Origin of the sequence: Bacillus sp. EU63, from assembly GCF_038592915.1 — a bacterium.
Classification (GTDB): Bacteria; Bacillota; Bacilli; order Bacillales; family Bacillaceae; genus Bacillus; species Bacillus velezensis.
The window spans coordinates 1862212-1876937 of record NZ_CP151944.1 but is presented as its reverse complement, the minus strand read 5'-3'; the positions used below and the strand labels follow the sequence as shown (position 1 = coordinate 1876937).

Genomic DNA, 14726 nt, shown 5'->3' with positions numbered 1-14726 from the left:
CTGTAAACCCCCGTATAAAGGGGTTTCTAAAAAAGCTGTTCATGCTTTATTGTATCTGTTTCATCATCATACGCAAAGAGTATTCTTTCAATAAAAAAGCAAAAACCCCTGATTAGCCAAGGATTTTTGCCTTTTTTGTTCCTATTTTATAACAGCGCGGGCGACTTTTATACATAAATCCATAACAGCCGTCCGTCCTTTGTCTGTAATCATGCGATACGCTTCTTCATTTGCAAGACCCTGCTGCGCCCAAAAAACGGGAGCGTCCGTCTGTAAAAATTCTTCAGCGACGCCGGGAAGCTGCTCAGAGCGTCTGAACACATTCACGATATCAATCGGCCCCTCCACGTCTTTTAATGAAGCGACGGCTTTAACGCCAAGCGCCTCATCAATCGTTGGATTGACGGGAATAATTTCATACCCTTCATCCTGCATCGCTTTGGAAACCATGTAAGAAGTCCGGTCGGGACGGTCTGACAGCCCGACGACTGCGATCCGTTTGCTCCGGTCCAGAATTTCTTTAATCTCTGACTTTGAAGGATTTTGCATCTTTACCATCTCCTTTTGATATATTGTACATGACCGCTTCGCCGGAATCAAAAAAAGCGCTTTGTCAGCTTAATTCTCAAAAAACTTGTCATCAGACGGTAACAACTCGTGTTAAAATAGAGTGAAGGGACATTGAAAAGGAGAAATGTAGATGTTGATTGCTTTATTGATTATTTTGGCCTATGTAATAGGCAGCATCCCGTCAGGTTTAATCGTAGGCAAACTTGCGAAAGGGATCGATATTAGAGAACACGGAAGCGGCAATTTGGGCGCCACAAATGCTTTTCGCACGCTTGGCGTTAAAGCGGGATCTGTCGTCATCGCAGCCGATATTTTAAAAGGCACCTTGGCCGCGGCGCTCCCATATTTACTGCACGTCCCCATTCATCCTCTTCTCGCAGGGGTGGCAGCAGTAATCGGCCATGTATTCCCCGTGTTCGCAAAGTTTAAGGGAGGCAAAGCCGTAGCCACATCAGGGGGCGTCCTGCTGTTTTATGCTCCGCTGTTATTCGTTACGATGGTTGCAGTATTTTTCGTATTTTTATTCCTTACGAAATTTGTTTCTCTGTCTTCAATGTTAACAGGGATTTATACGATTATTTACTGTCTGTTTGTAAAAGACCCTTATTTATTAATCGTAGTGACGCTCTTGACCGCGTTTGTTATCTACAGACACAGGGCAAACATCAAACGGATTATAAACAAAACAGAGCCGAAGATCAAATGGTTTTGATGAAACTTCAATTTTGACATCAAAATGCCATATGCGTTTATAATAGAGATAATTTCTTTATATGAGAAACAAAAAGGGAGTGTTCCGGATGAACATGAAAGTAACGAAAGGCGCGCTGGATTGGTACAAAGAAGAGCTCGATCTGGAAACAGGCGACCATGTCCGTTTCTTTGTCCGTTACGGGGGATGCAGCAACGTTCAGAAAGGCTTTTCTCTCGGCATTTTAAAAGACCGGCCGATGAACATCGGCACCAGCACGGAAGTTGAAGGCATTACCTTTTTTATTGAAGAAAGCGACTTATGGTACTTTGATAATCACGATTTGTCAGTCACATATTCAGATCAGGCAGAAGAGCCGGTATTTGATTATGTGTAAAAAAAAAGAACGCAGCGGATGCGTTCTTTTTTTTTACAGCCTGAACCTTTTGAGATGATCAGTCAGATGTTCTTTTTCTAATATGCTTCTTTGCGTATCACCGAGCAGGTCAAAGTGGGGAAATTCATTTTTATGGTGAATCCACTCCGGCTTCAGCCCGTACTCCGCTCCCCATCTGATCAGTTTATTGAGATCGCTTGAACCGGCCTTCGTCACGGTCTTAGCCTCCGGAAAGCGGTCGTCCAGCCAGTAATGCGTTAAAAAAGCGATTTTCCCTTCCGATACATCCCGCTTCCATCTTTCCAGTTCCTTACGCGTAATTCCAAATGCCATAAGTGCAGCCGCTCCTTATTTTTTTGCCTTTTCGTAAGCGGCATGCCAATCAGGAAAAGCCTTGCGAAACTGAATCGGTTTGAAGCTCTCTTTATCAACGCATATATGAGAGGATGTCGCTTTGATGGCAAGTTCTTGATCCGGATTATAGATGTGGTAGCCGTAAACGGTTTTAAATCCGTTATATTCTTCAATCCAAGTATGTACGACAGCCGTTTCTCCGTAGCGGAGCGGCTTTTTATAAGAAATGCTGATATCCAATACAGGGGACAGCACACCTCTATCTTCCATATCCTTGTAAAGGAATCCGAGTTCCTTAATCAGCGCCGTTCTGCCGACCTCCATCCAGACTAAGTAATTGGCATGATAGACGATGCCCATTTGATCTGTTTCCGCATAACGCACTTCTATTTCTTTTTTTGACACATGCAACGTTCTCTGCTCCCTTATTATCAGATTAGCCCCATTTTATCACAACGAGCCGGAAAGAGAAAAAAACCAGGTTTCCCTGGTTTTTATTATGATTGATAGCCGTTTTCTCTTGCAGCCGATTCATCCTGGATTTCACTGCGGAACGATTCAATGCTTTCATTGCGTCTGGCATTCTTCTCTTGAATGCGCTGTTTTTCCTCATCTGTCGCAAATTCCATTGATTCTTTGGCTTCTTCTATATTTTCAATTGTATTCTGCACCATATCCTGCAGCTTTTCAACGTTATCGGAACGGTCATCCGGATTCGGTTTTTGATAATTGTTTATCATAATGTCTGCTCTCCTTTGATGATGTTATTCGCCTTTCGTCTGCATGACAATCGGATGTCCGTTTGACTTGTCATGAAACTTTTCCCCTTTGTTGCGTTTATATTTAACGGGTTTTGTCCCTAAGTGGCTCGGAGCGTATTGCGGCTGGCCGTCTTTCTTGTTTATGCCCATGTTCATCCCTCCTTAAGAGTATATTTTGCAAAAGGAGGTGCAAACATGACTGCAAATTAAAGGTTATTTTTGTTTGAACCGCTGCTCCAGCTTTTCTTCAAGCTGATTCAAATATTCCGTATTGGTCATCAGCTCACGTTTATTTTCCATAACCAATTCATGAAAAGAACGTTTTCGCATTTTTTTCAATCTTCTCACCTCCGTGTTTTCATTCATTTTTTCCAATTTTTCAAAACCTAAGCCCTTCACAATAAAAAAACTGAACCTCTATTCGAGATCCAGTTTTTCTTTCATTTCTTTTTTTGTCATCGTGCCTACGCGAATATGCTGAATGGTTCCTTTTTCGTCTAATATGTATGTTGTCGGATAAGAAAGCACGTTGAAATCTCCGTTAATTCCGCTTTTGTCAATCAGAATAGGAAATGTCAGCTGATAATGATCAGCAAATAATTTCACAGCCTGTATATTTTTTTCAGAGGACGTAAAATTAACGGCTGCTACCGCAATATCAGGATATTCTTTCTGCAGCTCCTGCATATCGGGCATTTCCATTCGGCACGGCTTGCACCACGTCGCCCAGAAATTGAGGAGCACTTTTTTTCCTTTATAATCAGAAAGGGAGATGCTTTTTCCTGACAATGTATCAAGTGTAAAGTCAGGGGCTTTCATCCCTTCTTCTGTCCCTTCTTTCGGACTTTTTTGTACAGAATAAATGTTCCAGCCCGCATACACTAACAACCCGATAAGTAATATTCCGCCCAGCCATTTCGCAAGCATCTCAAGGCCTCCCGCATAAAAAGAGAGAAAGCAGACTGCTTTCTCTCCTTTGTTCATTCTGCTACTGTTTCATTTTATCGCGAAGCACCATTTGTAAAATGCCGCCGTGGCGATAGTAATCAATTTCCACTTCACTGTCAAAACGGACAACAACTTCAAATGTTTTTACCGTACCGTCTTCACTGATTGCTCTGACAGTCAGCAAGTCGCGCGGACGTACAGATTCATCAACATCCACCTCGATGACTTCCTTACCGGTTAAGCCGAGTGTATCCGCGTTTTCACCCTGTTTGAACTGAAGCGGCAGCACACCCATGAAGACGAGGTTGCTTCTGTGAATTCTTTCAAAGCTTTCGGCAATGACTGTTCTGATGCCGAGCAGGTTTGTTCCTTTTGCAGCCCAGTCACGTGAAGAGCCCATTCCGTAATCTTTTCCGGCCAGGACGACAAGACCCGTTTTATCTTCTTTATACCGCATGCAGGCATCATAAATAGATGTCACTTTCCCGGTAGGCCAATGTGTTGTGTATCCGCCTTCTGTACCCGGTGCGATTTGGTTTTTAATGCGGATATTGGCGAATGTTCCTCTCATCATGACTTCATGGTTTCCGCGGCGTGAGCCGTAAGAGTTAAAGTCACGAGGAGAAACGCCTTTTTCCTGCAGGTATTTGCCCGCCGGTGTGTCTTTTCCGATCGCTCCGGCCGGAGAAATGTGGTCAGTCGTCACGGAATCGCCGAATTTGCCGACAACGCGAAGTCCTCTTAAAGGCTCAACTTTTCCAGGCTCTACAGACATTTCCTCAAAGAACGGCGGGTTTTGAATGTAAGTGGAATCCTGATCCCACTTGTACAGCGCTTCATCCGTCGTTTCGATTTCGTTCCAGCGCTGGTTGTCGTCAAATACCGTTTCATACTCTTTGCGGAATAATTCCGGCGTAACAGTCTGTTTGACGAGAGAATTGATTTCATCCATGGACGGCCAGATGTCATCGAAATAAACATTTTGTCCGTCATTTCCGACACCGATCGGATCCGTTTTCAGGTTGATATTCACAGTGCCTGCTAATGCGTATGCGACAACAAGCGGAGGTGACGCAAGGTAGTTTCCTTTGACAAGCGGATGGATCCGGCCTTCAAAGTTTCTGTTACCCGACAAGACAGAAGTGATCAAGAGATCATTTTTAGCAACCGCTTCTTCAATCTCTGGAGAAAGCGGGCCGGAGTTCCCGATACATGTCGTACAGCCATACCCTACGAGGTTAAAGCCGAGCTCCTTCATGTAAGGAAGCAGGCCTGAGTTGACTAAGTATCCAGTAACAACCTTAGACCCCGGTGCAAGTGACGTTTTAACATAATTCGGCACTTTCAAGCCTAATTCTACCGCTTTTTTGGCTACCAATCCGGCACCGATTAATACATAAGGGTTTGATGTATTCGTACAGCTTGTAATAGCGGCGATTGCAATCGCCCCTGTTTTCATAACCGCATCTTCACCGCTGTTAAGTTTAAATGAAATTTCTTTGTTCTCTTCAGCAGCATCCGCTCCGAATCCTTGGTTGCCGGCCGGGCTGACAAGATGTTTTTTAAACGTTTCCTGCATAACGGAAAGCGGGATTAAATCCTGCGGACGTTTCGGTCCTGAAAGGTTCGCTTCGATTTTTGACAGATCAATTTCCACAACGTCTGTAAAAATCGGCTCTTCCGCGTCAGGCGTATAGAATAAACCGTTGTTGCGGCAGTATGCTTCCACAATATCGATCTGCTCTTCTTCACGGCCGGTCAGACGCAGGTAAGAAAGTGCTTCCTCGTCAACAGGGAAGAATCCGCAAGTCGCTCCGTATTCCGGCGCCATATTGGCAATAGTCGCACGATCCGCAAGCGGAAGCTCAGCAACACCAGGACCGAAGAATTCAACAAATTTATTGACTACGCCTTTTTCGCGCAGCACTTGAGTGACTTTCAGCGCCAAGTCAGTCGCCGTCGTTCCGTTAGGCAATTTTCCGACAAGTTTCGCGCCGATGACCTCAGGAACAGGGAAATATGAAGGCTGGCCGAGCATTCCCGCTTCCGCCTCGATACCGCCGACACCCCAGCCGAGGACGCCGATTCCGTTAATCATTGTTGTATGGGAATCTGTTCCCACCAATGTATCAGGATATGTCACAAGTTCTCCGTCTTCCTCTTTCGTATGAACGACACTTGCCAAAAACTCAAGGTTTACCTGATGAACGATACCTGTTGCAGGCGGAACAGCCTGATAATTGTTAAACGCTTTCTTTGCCCAGCTTAAAAATTTATAACGTTCTGCATTTCTTTCGAATTCTAAGTCCATATTAATGGCTAACGCGTCTTCCGTACCGGCTTTGTCGACTTGTACGGAGTGGTCAATGACCAGGTCAACCGGAATTTCAGGATTGATTTTATCAGGGTCTCCGCCGACAGAAGCCATGGCTTTTCTTAAAGATGCCAGGTCAACTACGGCCGGAACGCCGGTAAAGTCCTGTAGAATAACCCGTGACGGTTTAAACGGCACATCGATATCTTTTAATTCAGCAGTACCCCATCTTGCTAAATTTTCAACATGTTCTTTTGTAATGACACGTCCGTCTACCTGACGCAAAACAGATTCCAAAAGAACCTTAATAGAATAAGGAAGTTTTGAAACATTGCCGACCCCTGCGTCTTCCAATGCTTTTAATGAATAGTAGTTGTATGTTTTCCCATTTGAAGAAAATGTTTTTCTTGCTTGGAAAACGTCTTGTGTTGCGACTTTTTGCTGATTTGTCATTCTCCAAAATCCCCCTTCAATGATCAAGATCGTTCTTTAGATGAATGTTCACATTCCATCACAATTTTCTCACAATTTCATCTTAGTATAAAATCATACATAAGTAAATATCAATGTTTTTATTAAATACAATAAGATCGTCTTATCAGATGATTTTCGGTAAATTTTGTCCGATTTTCCGCCTCATACAACGGGCTGTAAAGAGCCATATTAATGTTGAGGTGATGATCATGGTAAAACGGAAAGCCAATCATGTGATTAACGGCATGAATGATGCGAAAAGCCAAGGCAAAGGCGCGGGTTATATAGAAAATGACCAGCTCGTCCTGACGGAAGAAGAACGGCAGAACAATAAAAAAAGAAAAACAAACCAATAGCCGGAACACCTTAAAAAGGAGGCTTTAACATGACAAATAAAAATACGAGTAAAGATATGCATAAAAATGCTCCGAAGGGCCATAACCCCGGCCAGCCGGAACCGCTGAGCGGAAGCAAAAAAGTGAAAAACCGCAACCATACAAGACAAAAACATAATACAAGCCACGATATGTAAAACAGACCCCGGTGTCTGTTTTTTTGTGCCATTCACCCATTCAAAGCTTCTGCATACGTTATAGCAAGGCTTTTTAATATGGAGGAATGCTTCCATGAATCACTCAAAAAACGCTGAAGAATTTGATGATACGGAAGAATGGCTGCGGCAGTTTTACGAGGACCCGTATGCTTGGTATGACGAGACGCTGCCGATCGATCTATATGAAACAAGCCGTCAATATATCATTGAAGCCGACCTGACGGCGCTGAAGCAGGTGCAGGCGATCACCGTCACTCTTTCGGGAAATGAGTTTATGCTCTCTGTTAAAACGCTTGAACGGACGTTAAACAAACAAATGGTGCTTCCTTTTTATCTGAATGACAAACATATTTTCACTGATTTCACCAACCATATTCTGACCGTCTCCATGAACAAGGAGCCAAATGAGACTCCTTCCTCATTTTCCTTTCAATTTCCTCTATAACATAAAAAAGCCGCTTTCATCCCTCAATGGAAGCGGCTTTTTTGTCCGGTCATATCAGTCATATACCCTCAAAGTGAATCTCCCATGGCCAAATAGCAGAATCACTATACGATAGAATATGTTCTAGCAACCGGAATGACTGGACATCTATCATTTTTTCTATTCTTTTTTTCATGTGTTCTTCTATTCTGTCTTCGTTTACAATATGGTTAAAGTAAGGAGGAGATAGAACAATGCTGGAAGGCTGGTTTATGTGGTTTATTTTATTTTGGGTCATCGTGATGATCGGATTGCTGTCTATCGGCGGGTTTTTTATGTTTCGAAAATTTTTAAAACGCTTGCCGAAAGAAGACGGCCGGTCAGAACTGGATTGGCAGGACTATTATATTGAAAAAAGCAGGCACTTATGGAATGCGGGTGACAAGGCGTTTTTGGATGAATTGGTCGCCCCCGTGCCGGAGCTCTTTCGGGATGTAGCCAAAGCGAAAATCGCCGGAAAAATCGGTGAACTTTCCTTAGCGGAGGAAGCTGAACAAATAAACCGTGATTTAATCATCAGGGGTTACATACTGGCCACTCCTAAGCGTGATCATCAATTTTTAAAAAAGCATCTTCGCGAAAAACAGATTGATCTTACTCCTTATCAAGCCCTGCTCAAATAAAAAACCTTTCCGGCGGACGGAAAGGTTTTAATTCATCTGAATATCAGCGGTCTTCAGTTCATTCGAAAGTTTGCGGTAAGACAAAAACATCGCGATGCGCCACGGGACAATCATTCCGAAAGCAAGAATCCAAAACATCCCGCTTAAAGCTCCGTAATCAATCGTCGTGCTCAAAATGGATTTCATAGCGATTCTGATAACCAGCAAACCAATCAGGATAAACACAAACGCTTTTGACCGTTTTAAATAGATTTCATTATTTTTAATCTCAAATTTAGATGTTTTAATCAGAAAAATAGAGAAGATTACGCCCAGCGTAATGGCCTCCAAAAATTCTTCGCCCGACACTTTGAAAATCGGAAAAAGGAACATAAGCGCTCCCGTACTCATGAAAATCGGCGGGAGAATTATTTTTTTAGGTGAAGCGGGCTTGTCGGAGGATTTAATCCTGACGATCATCACGGAAATTGCCATGGCCGCTGCAATAACGGATGAAATTATAATCATCATCTTTATCATTCCTTTGCTTGCACGGAGTTTGATACTATATACTATACTCCAAAAACATAAAAAAAACCAATTTGAAAAGAGAACATGTTTACGTTCCCGTTACCCGGCCTACGGCCTCCAGCACTTTAGATGCTTCAAACGGTTTAACGATAAAGTCTTTAGCGCCTAATTCAATCGCTTCCAGAACGATCCGCTGCTGCCGCATGGCGGTGCACATGATGATCCGGGCTTTCGGGTCAAAAGCTAAAATATCCTGCAGCGCCTGTATACCGTTTTTGACCGGCATGGTAATATCCATTGTCACCAGGTCGGGACGGATTTTTTGATATACTGCCAGGGCTTCCTCCCCGTCAGCCGCTTCCCCGGCCACTGTGTAATTCGCCGATTCCAGAATCTCTCTGATTTTCACCCTCATGAACTTGGCGTCATCTACAACTAAAACTCGTGTCATATTCCCCTCCACATATTTAACATTAACTAGTCTTATTGTACCAAAAACGAAAGGGTATATAATAGTTCAAAAGTTATTAATCCGTTACAGACCCGTAAATCCTCCGAAAAGATTTGACAGAACGATCAGAATGTAGCTCATCCAGTTAAAAAACAGCATAACTCCGATCAGAATCATAAGAATGCCGCCGATTTTCATGATAAGCAGCTGATGCTTGCGAATCCAATTCATTCTGGTAATAAAAAATGAAAGAACAAGAAAAGGAATCGCAAAACCGAGAACATATAAAAACATATACGGCACTGCTGAAGAAGGATTTGTATTTGCCAGCGAAAACACGGCTCCTAAAATAGGCCCGCTGCACGGCGACCAGCCGGCTGCAAACGCAAGACCGATCAGAACCGAACCGATAAACCCCTCCGGACGGCGCTTAAAGTGAATGCGCCGCTCTTTCATCATGAATTTCGGCTGAAACACACCGGCAGTAATCAGCCCGAAAAGGATCAGCATGATAGCGCCAAACTGGCGGATCGCTTCATGATATTGGGTGAAAAAACTGCCGATAAATGAAGTTCCATATCCCAATGCGATAAAAATCACGGAGAAACCAAGCAAAAAACAAAGTGTATGCACGAGGCCGCGCTTTTGCAGCATCACCTTTTCTGTTTTCACCTCGTCCATACTGACACCAGTTATGTAAGATAAAAAGGCGGGGTACAACGGCAGACAGCATGGAGAAATGAAAGACAGAAATCCGGCCCCAAACGTCAGAAAGTAATTAAAACTCACGATGACACACTCCCTTCGAGTTATGACAAAATCATTTCATTTTTTTAACACTTTCCCGAGAAGGATTACTTTTTATAGAAAAAGCTTATATAATTTAATTTGACATCGAGATATTATACTCCTTCTTATTTGAAAAACAGTATAAATGTGGATATAATGATAGCGACTCAGGTGAAAGATTTATGTATGAAAGGATATATCCCTGTGATTAGAGAGCATCTATTAAATGAAATTGAAAAAAAACGGGCAGAGCTGCTTAAAATCGTCATGACAAACGGAATGACATCAAACATTACGATAGAACTCAGCCAGGAGCTTGACCACCTTCTCATACAATACCAAAAAGAACTGCACACCGGCAGTTGGGGTGAAACATGACACCAAAATAAAAAACCCTCTCCGGGTTTTTTATTTTTATAACCATGTATCTCTATATCATAATCTGTACGTATTATTTCGCTTGATTATTCATGGCTTTCATCATTTGATTAATTTTCTTTTGAGAAGGTTTCATTCCCATTTGCATCATCATCATGCGTAACATTTGTTCATTAATAGGCGGATTCTTTTTCAAATAGCTCATCATATATTTACGAGCAATAAAAAACCCGAGTGCAACACCTATGAGCAATGCGACAACGCCCACTAGGATGCCAACCCATAAAGTCATTTTATTTCCTCCTTCATGTTGTCTAGTTTAAAGTGTACTAAACCAAAGGCTATTATACAACATTTACATCTCTTTTTCCTCGTTTTTAGACAAAATTTCTTTCTCTGACCGGATTTAACCACCCGTAGCGCCGTGTCTTGAAATCCATTGCAAGAAAACAGGGGCTGATTTTACGCAGAATCTCAAAGAAAATCGTTTCCGCCTCATAATCTCCCGAAGCTGCAATCTCAATTAAACTGTCTTTCATCATGAAGGTGGCGCGGCCCTTTTCTCCGGGCAGTGTAAGCCGGTAAATGGAATCCAAACGGCTGTAACTCATTCGGTTTAAATGCAGCTGGAGACGCTGATGCATATGTATCACCGGAATCGGTTCCGTTATATATTGAACTTGCTTTTCTGTCATTTGATATTCCTGGGGTGTCAGATCTGTCCAATGATAGTCTCGAAACAACTCAAACATAGCCGTTTCCCGCCCGAAGTAGTGGTTCGCAAACTCATCCTTTATCAGGTGCGTATAGTAATGACGTTCCATTTCCTCATCCCCTTTTACAGCGCTTCGTTATTGCTTTCTATTATACAAAAGGAGAAAAGAAAGAATTGTCTATTACTGTTACGCCGCCCCTTCTATTTTTGTCGCATAAACAGGAAAAAGAGGATGATTTGACTCATCCTCTTTTGTCTCGTTATTTGTTTAAAAGTTTTTTCACGCGGTCAACCACGTTTTCTGCAGTAAATCCGTATTCTTTCATAATTGTTTCTCCCGGAGCTGAAGCACCGAAACGGTCAATTGCGAGAACGTCTCCTTCAAGACCGGTAAATTTGCCCCATCCGAAGCTTGAACCCATTTCGATCGCAAGACGTTTCGTCACATTCGGAGGAAGCACGCTGTTTTTGTACTCGGCCGATTGTTTTTCAAAGCGGTCCCAGCTCGGCATGCTGACTACAGATACGTGAATGTTTTCTTCAGCCAGTTTCGCTTGAGCTTCGATCGCAAGTCCGACTTCAGAACCTGTCGCTAAAAGAAGAGCGGCCGGTGATTCTGTTTGGGCTTTGGAAACGATATAAGCCCCTTTATCCACGCCCGCATACGCTTCTTCAGCCTGCTGATCAATCGTCGGCAGGTTTTGGCGTGTCAATACAAGAGCTGTCGGATGATCTTGGCTTTGAACGGCAACCTTCCATGCAGCTGCGGTTTCATTTCCGTCAGCAGGTCTGATCACAGAAAGGTTAGGAAGTGCGCGTAAAGAAGCAAGCTGCTCAATCGGTTCGTGAGTCGGCCCGTCCTCTCCTACGGCAATACTGTCATGTGTGAATACATAAGTGACGGGAAGACCCATCAATGACGCCAGACGAATGGCAGGTCTTAAATAATCAGAGAACACAAAGAATGTGCCGCCGAATACGCGGAGGCCGCCGTGAAGCGCCATTCCGTTTAATGCAGCGCCCATCGCAAATTCACGGACACCGAACCAGAAGTTTTTCCCGGCGTAGTCTTTTGCCGTGAAGTCTCCTCCATTTTTGATTGTCGTTTTATTTGAACCCGCAAGGTCAGCAGATCCCCCGACAAAGAAAGGAATTTTCTTGGCGATCCCGTTCAGCACCTCACCTGAAGATGCACGGGAAGCAAGGCTGCTGCCTTTTTCATAAACGGGAACTTCCTGATCCCAGTCTTTAGGAAGCTCGCCTTTCATGCCGAGTGACAGCTGTTCAGCAAGCTCAGGATATTTTTCTTTATAAGCCGCGAACAGTTCATTCCATTCCTGTTCTTTTTTCGAGCCGGCTTCTTTTACAGCTTGATTGAAATGCCCGTATACTTCTTCCGGAACATAAAAATCTTCTTCAAACGTCCAAGCATACGCTTCTTTTGTCAGCTTGCTCTCTTCTTGTCCTAACGGAGCGCCGTGAACGCCGGATGTGCCCGCGCGGTTTGGAGAACCGAAACCGATTGTCGTTTTCACTTCGATCAATGTCGGTTTTTTATCATTCTGGCGCGCTTTTTCAATTGCAGCCGTCAATTCAGCGATGTTGTTTCCGTCCTCAACATAAAGAACTTCCCAGTTCATTGCTTCAAAACGCTGCTTTACATTTTCAGAGAAAGAACGGTCTAAATCGCCGTCTAAGGAAATGTCATTAGAATCGTATAATACGATCAGACGGCCTAATTCAAGATGGCCTGCAAGAGAAGCTGCTTCGGAAGAAATGCCTTCCATTAAATCGCCGTCTCCGCAAATACTGTATGTATAATGATCAACTACGTTGAATGAATCACGGTTATATGTCTCAGCCAGATGGCGTTCTGCAATTGCCATTCCCACTGCCATTGCAATACCCTGTCCAAGCGGTCCGGTCGTAGCGTCTACTCCGGCTGTGTGCCCGAACTCCGGATGTCCCGGTGTTTTGCTTCCCCATTGACGGAACTGTTTCAAGTCTTCAATGCTGAGGTCATATCCGCTTAAATGCAGCATGCTGTATAAAAGCATTGAACCGTGGCCTGCTGATAAAACAAAGCGGTCGCGGTTAAACCAGCCCGGATTCTGCGGATTTACATTCATAAATTTCGTCCACAATGTATATGCCATCGGAGCGGCTCCCATCGGCATGCCCGGATGTCCGGAATTCGCTTTTTCAATTGCGTCTATAGATAGTGTACGAATGGTGGCAACTGATTTCTTTTCAATTGTATCCATTATAATCCCCTTCCTTATTGTTGTACCTTTTCATCATAAAGCGATGCTGACTTTTTCTCAACTCTTTCAGCTTAAATTTGAGATAAACTTGTTGAAAATTGTCGTAAAGCACATCCTGATATTAGTATATACGAAAAAAGAATACGTATTGCCGTATTCTTTCTGTTTAATGAAGATTATTTTTCTGTTGTTCTCTTTTTAATTTTTCAGGGGTGACATCGTTGCCTTCCGGATCAATCACTTTTACGCTCTTTAACGTATTTTTCATTGAGGAGCGGAATCCTTTCAAATATTCCTGGCGAAGCTTTTGCTGTTCAGCTTTTTCCTCATCCGTTATTGTGTTTGATTTAGCTTTTTGAGCCAATTCGTTAATTCTTGCGATTTTTTCTTTAGAAATCATAATAAGCTCCTTTGGTGCGTGTTGATTATATACTACTAAAACGCAGTCTTTTTTACAACTGATGCGCGTCAGCTGCCTTCTGTATCTGCGGTATATTCCTGAAACCGCCGGTGAACCGTGGCTTTGGACACATCATAGCCGAATCCTCTTAAGGTCGCTGCGATTTCTGCAAAGGTAAGCTTGTTGGCTCTCAGCCTGATAATTTCCGAAACCGGAACCTCTTTTTTTTCTTTTCCGCTGTTTTCATGCCTGTTTTTCAGATTCCGTTCAGGTTTGTAGCCGTTTTTCATGGCTCTTTTCATTCCCCGCCGGATTTTCATATTGTGAATTTTCCTTTGATATTCCTCAACAATACTGACGATTTCAAGTACCATCGTATCAGCTTCGGAAAGCTCCAGTTCACCTTTATGAGCCGTCGTATATATCTTTACGTTCTCCCTGTAAATGCAATGCAAAAGCGCAATCTTGGCGTTTCCTCTTCCCAATCTCGTTTCGTCCTGCACCAATATCGCGTCAATATGTGATTTTTTAATTTCATCAAGCATTTCAAATACTCCGTCGCGGTCCATTTCGTAACCGCTGGCTTTCTCAGAAATGACTTTCACGACTTCCATGCCGTTTGCAGCAGCGATCTCACTGAGCTCCTCTTCCTGTCTTTTTAATGACGTTTGCTGCTGTTCTTTGTTTGTGCTTACGCGGGCATAAATGAGCGCCTTCATTTCTCTCTTTCCTCTCTAATTGACAATGGCCAGCTGATATACGGCCGGATGCTTCTTCTTAACCGGAAGAATAAGTTCGTCTCCGGGCTTTATATCAGCAGTTTGGAGATGGTTATTCTCCGTCACCCACTCAATGAAATCTTCTTTATTAATGTGTTTCTTTTCTGCTACATGATCCGCAAGTGACCAGAGTGTATCACCGTCCTGAACCTTTATTTTAACATATTGGCTGAGGGACTGATCATTTCCCGCACATGAGACAAGTAAAATAGCGGCACTTAAAATCGCAGTAAACAGTCCGACAAATATAATAGATTCTTTCGCCATGTAA

The 14726-nt window shown here is 43.2% G+C and carries 24 protein-coding genes; 7 read left to right on the top strand and 17 right to left on the bottom strand.

All coding sequences use genetic code 11. The annotated features are described in order from the left end of the window. Nucleotides 1–141 precede the first annotated feature (141 nt). The gene (locus NYE38_RS09315) at nucleotides 142–549 is read right to left on the bottom strand and encodes a CoA-binding protein (RefSeq protein WP_007410316.1); all 408 of its coding nucleotides are present in this window, start codon (nucleotides 547–549) and stop codon (nucleotides 142–144) included. A gap of 151 nt (nucleotides 550–700) precedes the next feature. On the opposite strand from NYE38_RS09315, the gene plsY reads away from it, so the two are divergent. Together plsY and NYE38_RS09305 are read left to right on the top strand one after the other, a co-directional pair. Continuing rightward, entirely contained in the window at nucleotides 701–1282 is a 582-nt protein-coding gene (gene plsY / locus NYE38_RS09310) for a glycerol-3-phosphate 1-O-acyltransferase PlsY (RefSeq protein ID WP_014418024.1), read from the top strand. A gap of 88 nt (nucleotides 1283–1370) precedes the next feature. Beyond that, nucleotides 1371–1658, top strand: a complete 288-nt coding sequence (locus NYE38_RS09305) for a HesB/YadR/YfhF family protein (RefSeq protein WP_007410318.1) — start codon at nucleotides 1371–1373, stop codon at nucleotides 1656–1658. 33 nt (nucleotides 1659–1691) lie between these two features. Here NYE38_RS09305 and NYE38_RS09300 read toward each other — a convergent pair whose 3' ends face one another. The 7 genes from NYE38_RS09300 to acnA form a co-directional block, all read right to left on the bottom strand. After that, nucleotides 1692–1991: a hypothetical protein gene (locus NYE38_RS09300; RefSeq protein ID WP_007410319.1), complete on the bottom strand. Its 300-nt coding sequence runs from the start codon at nucleotides 1989–1991 to the stop codon at nucleotides 1692–1694. A gap of 15 nt (nucleotides 1992–2006) precedes the next feature. After that, nucleotides 2007–2423 carry a YbgC/FadM family acyl-CoA thioesterase gene (locus tag NYE38_RS09295; protein WP_003153973.1) on the bottom strand — a complete coding sequence of 139 codons (417 nt, stop codon included), beginning with the start codon at nucleotides 2421–2423 and terminating at the stop codon, nucleotides 2007–2009. Between the two features lie 86 nt (nucleotides 2424–2509). Next, nucleotides 2510–2752, bottom strand: a complete 243-nt coding sequence (gene tlp / locus NYE38_RS09290) for a small acid-soluble spore protein Tlp (RefSeq protein WP_017417880.1) — start codon at nucleotides 2750–2752, stop codon at nucleotides 2510–2512. Between the two features lie 24 nt (nucleotides 2753–2776). After that, on the bottom strand, nucleotides 2777–2923 hold the full coding sequence (locus NYE38_RS09285; RefSeq protein ID WP_003153977.1) for an acid-soluble spore protein N: 147 nt from the start codon (nucleotides 2921–2923) through the stop codon (nucleotides 2777–2779). Nucleotides 2924–2986: 63 nt separating this feature from the next. Further along, complete coding sequence (locus tag NYE38_RS09280) at nucleotides 2987–3112, bottom strand: FbpB family small basic protein (RefSeq protein ID WP_012117651.1); 126 nt, start codon at nucleotides 3110–3112, stop codon at nucleotides 2987–2989. Between the two features lie 78 nt (nucleotides 3113–3190). Next, nucleotides 3191–3700 carry a redoxin domain-containing protein gene (locus tag NYE38_RS09275; RefSeq protein WP_017417879.1) on the bottom strand — a complete coding sequence of 170 codons (510 nt, stop codon included), beginning with the start codon at nucleotides 3698–3700 and terminating at the stop codon, nucleotides 3191–3193. Nucleotides 3701–3761: 61 nt separating this feature from the next. Continuing rightward, complete coding sequence (acnA, locus tag NYE38_RS09270; RefSeq protein WP_017417878.1) at nucleotides 3762–6488, bottom strand: aconitate hydratase AcnA; 2727 nt, start codon at nucleotides 6486–6488, stop codon at nucleotides 3762–3764. Between the two features lie 230 nt (nucleotides 6489–6718). On the opposite strand from acnA, the gene sspO reads away from it, so the two are divergent. The 4 genes from sspO (at nucleotide 6719) to NYE38_RS09250 (ending at nucleotide 8169) form a co-directional block, all read left to right on the top strand. Further along, nucleotides 6719–6865: an acid-soluble spore protein SspO gene (gene sspO, locus NYE38_RS09265; protein ID WP_003153982.1), complete on the top strand. Its 147-nt coding sequence runs from the start codon at nucleotides 6719–6721 to the stop codon at nucleotides 6863–6865. Between the two features lie 29 nt (nucleotides 6866–6894). Further along, the gene (locus tag NYE38_RS09260; protein ID WP_003153984.1) at nucleotides 6895–7041 is read left to right on the top strand and encodes a small acid-soluble spore protein P; all 147 of its coding nucleotides are present in this window, start codon (nucleotides 6895–6897) and stop codon (nucleotides 7039–7041) included. A 94-nt stretch (nucleotides 7042–7135) separates the two neighbouring features. After that, nucleotides 7136–7507, top strand: a complete 372-nt coding sequence (locus NYE38_RS09255) for an Hsp20/alpha crystallin family protein (RefSeq protein WP_252206787.1) — start codon at nucleotides 7136–7138, stop codon at nucleotides 7505–7507. A 233-nt stretch (nucleotides 7508–7740) separates the two neighbouring features. Next, nucleotides 7741–8169 (top strand): DUF2621 domain-containing protein, encoded by a 429-nt coding sequence (locus NYE38_RS09250; RefSeq protein ID WP_003153987.1) that lies wholly within the window; start codon nucleotides 7741–7743, stop codon nucleotides 8167–8169. Between the two features lie 27 nt (nucleotides 8170–8196). On the opposite strand, the gene NYE38_RS09245 is transcribed toward NYE38_RS09250, so the two are convergent. The 3 genes from NYE38_RS09245 to NYE38_RS09235 form a co-directional block, all read right to left on the bottom strand. Then, entirely contained in the window at nucleotides 8197–8688 is a 492-nt protein-coding gene (locus NYE38_RS09245) for a CcdC protein domain-containing protein (RefSeq protein ID WP_104843542.1), read from the bottom strand. A gap of 79 nt (nucleotides 8689–8767) precedes the next feature. Next, complete coding sequence (locus tag NYE38_RS09240; protein ID WP_007410327.1) at nucleotides 8768–9130, bottom strand: response regulator; 363 nt, start codon at nucleotides 9128–9130, stop codon at nucleotides 8768–8770. A gap of 84 nt (nucleotides 9131–9214) precedes the next feature. After that, entirely contained in the window at nucleotides 9215–9922 is a 708-nt protein-coding gene (locus NYE38_RS09235; RefSeq protein WP_088056486.1) for a cytochrome c biogenesis protein CcdA, read from the bottom strand. 201 nt (nucleotides 9923–10123) lie between these two features. Here NYE38_RS09235 and NYE38_RS09230 point away from each other — a divergent pair, with 201 nt between their 5' ends. Beyond that, entirely contained in the window at nucleotides 10124–10297 is a 174-nt protein-coding gene (locus NYE38_RS09230) for an aspartyl-phosphate phosphatase Spo0E family protein (protein WP_012117647.1), read from the top strand. Between the two features lie 73 nt (nucleotides 10298–10370). Here NYE38_RS09230 and NYE38_RS09225 read toward each other — a convergent pair whose 3' ends face one another. The 6 genes from NYE38_RS09225 to yneA form a co-directional block, all read right to left on the bottom strand. Then, a complete protein-coding gene (locus NYE38_RS09225) occupies nucleotides 10371–10589 on the bottom strand; it encodes a YneF family protein (RefSeq protein ID WP_003153994.1) in 219 nt (72 codons plus the stop codon). A gap of 85 nt (nucleotides 10590–10674) precedes the next feature. Continuing rightward, the gene (gene sirA, locus NYE38_RS09220; RefSeq protein ID WP_003153995.1) at nucleotides 10675–11121 is read right to left on the bottom strand and encodes a sporulation inhibitor of replication protein SirA; all 447 of its coding nucleotides are present in this window, start codon (nucleotides 11119–11121) and stop codon (nucleotides 10675–10677) included. 151 nt (nucleotides 11122–11272) lie between these two features. Further along, on the bottom strand, nucleotides 11273–13276 hold the full coding sequence (tkt, locus tag NYE38_RS09215) for a transketolase (RefSeq protein ID WP_014418018.1): 2004 nt from the start codon (nucleotides 13274–13276) through the stop codon (nucleotides 11273–11275). A 166-nt stretch (nucleotides 13277–13442) separates the two neighbouring features. After that, complete coding sequence (locus tag NYE38_RS09210; RefSeq protein ID WP_003153997.1) at nucleotides 13443–13676, bottom strand: DUF896 domain-containing protein; 234 nt, start codon at nucleotides 13674–13676, stop codon at nucleotides 13443–13445. Nucleotides 13677–13744: 68 nt separating this feature from the next. After that, complete coding sequence (locus NYE38_RS09205; RefSeq protein WP_017417874.1) at nucleotides 13745–14395, bottom strand: recombinase family protein; 651 nt, start codon at nucleotides 14393–14395, stop codon at nucleotides 13745–13747. Between the two features lie 15 nt (nucleotides 14396–14410). Further along, a complete protein-coding gene (yneA, locus tag NYE38_RS09200; protein WP_003154001.1) occupies nucleotides 14411–14722 on the bottom strand; it encodes a cell division suppressor protein YneA in 312 nt (103 codons plus the stop codon). Between the last annotated feature and the right edge of the window lie 4 nt (nucleotides 14723–14726).

Excerpts from the sequence above, each read along its gene's own strand:
- NYE38_RS09315 (WP_007410316.1), bottom strand. The coding sequence starts at position 549 with ATGCAAAATCCTTCAAAGTCAGAGATTAAAGAAATTCTGGACCGGAGC.
- plsY (WP_014418024.1), top strand. The coding sequence starts at position 701 with ATGTTGATTGCTTTATTGATTATTTTGGCCTATGTAATAGGCAGCATC.
- NYE38_RS09305 (WP_007410318.1), top strand. The coding sequence starts at position 1,371 with ATGAACATGAAAGTAACGAAAGGCGCGCTGGATTGGTACAAAGAAGAG.
- NYE38_RS09300 (WP_007410319.1), bottom strand. The coding sequence starts at position 1,991 with ATGGCATTTGGAATTACGCGTAAGGAACTGGAAAGATGGAAGCGGGAT.
- tlp (WP_017417880.1), bottom strand. The coding sequence starts at position 2,752 with ATGATAAACAATTATCAAAAACCGAATCCGGATGACCGTTCCGATAAC.
- NYE38_RS09285 (WP_003153977.1), bottom strand. The coding sequence starts at position 2,923 with ATGGGCATAAACAAGAAAGACGGCCAGCCGCAATACGCTCCGAGCCAC.
- NYE38_RS09275 (WP_017417879.1), bottom strand. The coding sequence starts at position 3,700 with ATGCTTGCGAAATGGCTGGGCGGAATATTACTTATCGGGTTGTTAGTG.
- acnA (WP_017417878.1), bottom strand. The coding sequence starts at position 6,488 with ATGACAAATCAGCAAAAAGTCGCAACACAAGACGTTTTCCAAGCAAGA.
- sspO (WP_003153982.1), top strand. The coding sequence starts at position 6,719 with ATGGTAAAACGGAAAGCCAATCATGTGATTAACGGCATGAATGATGCG.
- NYE38_RS09260 (WP_003153984.1), top strand. The coding sequence starts at position 6,895 with ATGACAAATAAAAATACGAGTAAAGATATGCATAAAAATGCTCCGAAG.
- NYE38_RS09255 (WP_252206787.1), top strand. The coding sequence starts at position 7,136 with ATGAATCACTCAAAAAACGCTGAAGAATTTGATGATACGGAAGAATGG.
- NYE38_RS09250 (WP_003153987.1), top strand. The coding sequence starts at position 7,741 with ATGCTGGAAGGCTGGTTTATGTGGTTTATTTTATTTTGGGTCATCGTG.
- NYE38_RS09245 (WP_104843542.1), bottom strand. The coding sequence starts at position 8,688 with ATGATAAAGATGATGATTATAATTTCATCCGTTATTGCAGCGGCCATG.
- NYE38_RS09240 (WP_007410327.1), bottom strand. The coding sequence starts at position 9,130 with ATGACACGAGTTTTAGTTGTAGATGACGCCAAGTTCATGAGGGTGAAA.
- NYE38_RS09225 (WP_003153994.1), bottom strand. The coding sequence starts at position 10,589 with ATGACTTTATGGGTTGGCATCCTAGTGGGCGTTGTCGCATTGCTCATA.
- sirA (WP_003153995.1), bottom strand. The coding sequence starts at position 11,121 with ATGGAACGTCATTACTATACGCACCTGATAAAGGATGAGTTTGCGAAC.
- tkt (WP_014418018.1), bottom strand. The coding sequence starts at position 13,276 with ATGGATACAATTGAAAAGAAATCAGTTGCCACCATTCGTACACTATCT.
- NYE38_RS09210 (WP_003153997.1), bottom strand. The coding sequence starts at position 13,676 with ATGATTTCTAAAGAAAAAATCGCAAGAATTAACGAATTGGCTCAAAAA.
- NYE38_RS09205 (WP_017417874.1), bottom strand. The coding sequence starts at position 14,395 with ATGAAGGCGCTCATTTATGCCCGCGTAAGCACAAACAAAGAACAGCAG.
- yneA (WP_003154001.1), bottom strand. The coding sequence starts at position 14,722 with ATGGCGAAAGAATCTATTATATTTGTCGGACTGTTTACTGCGATTTTA.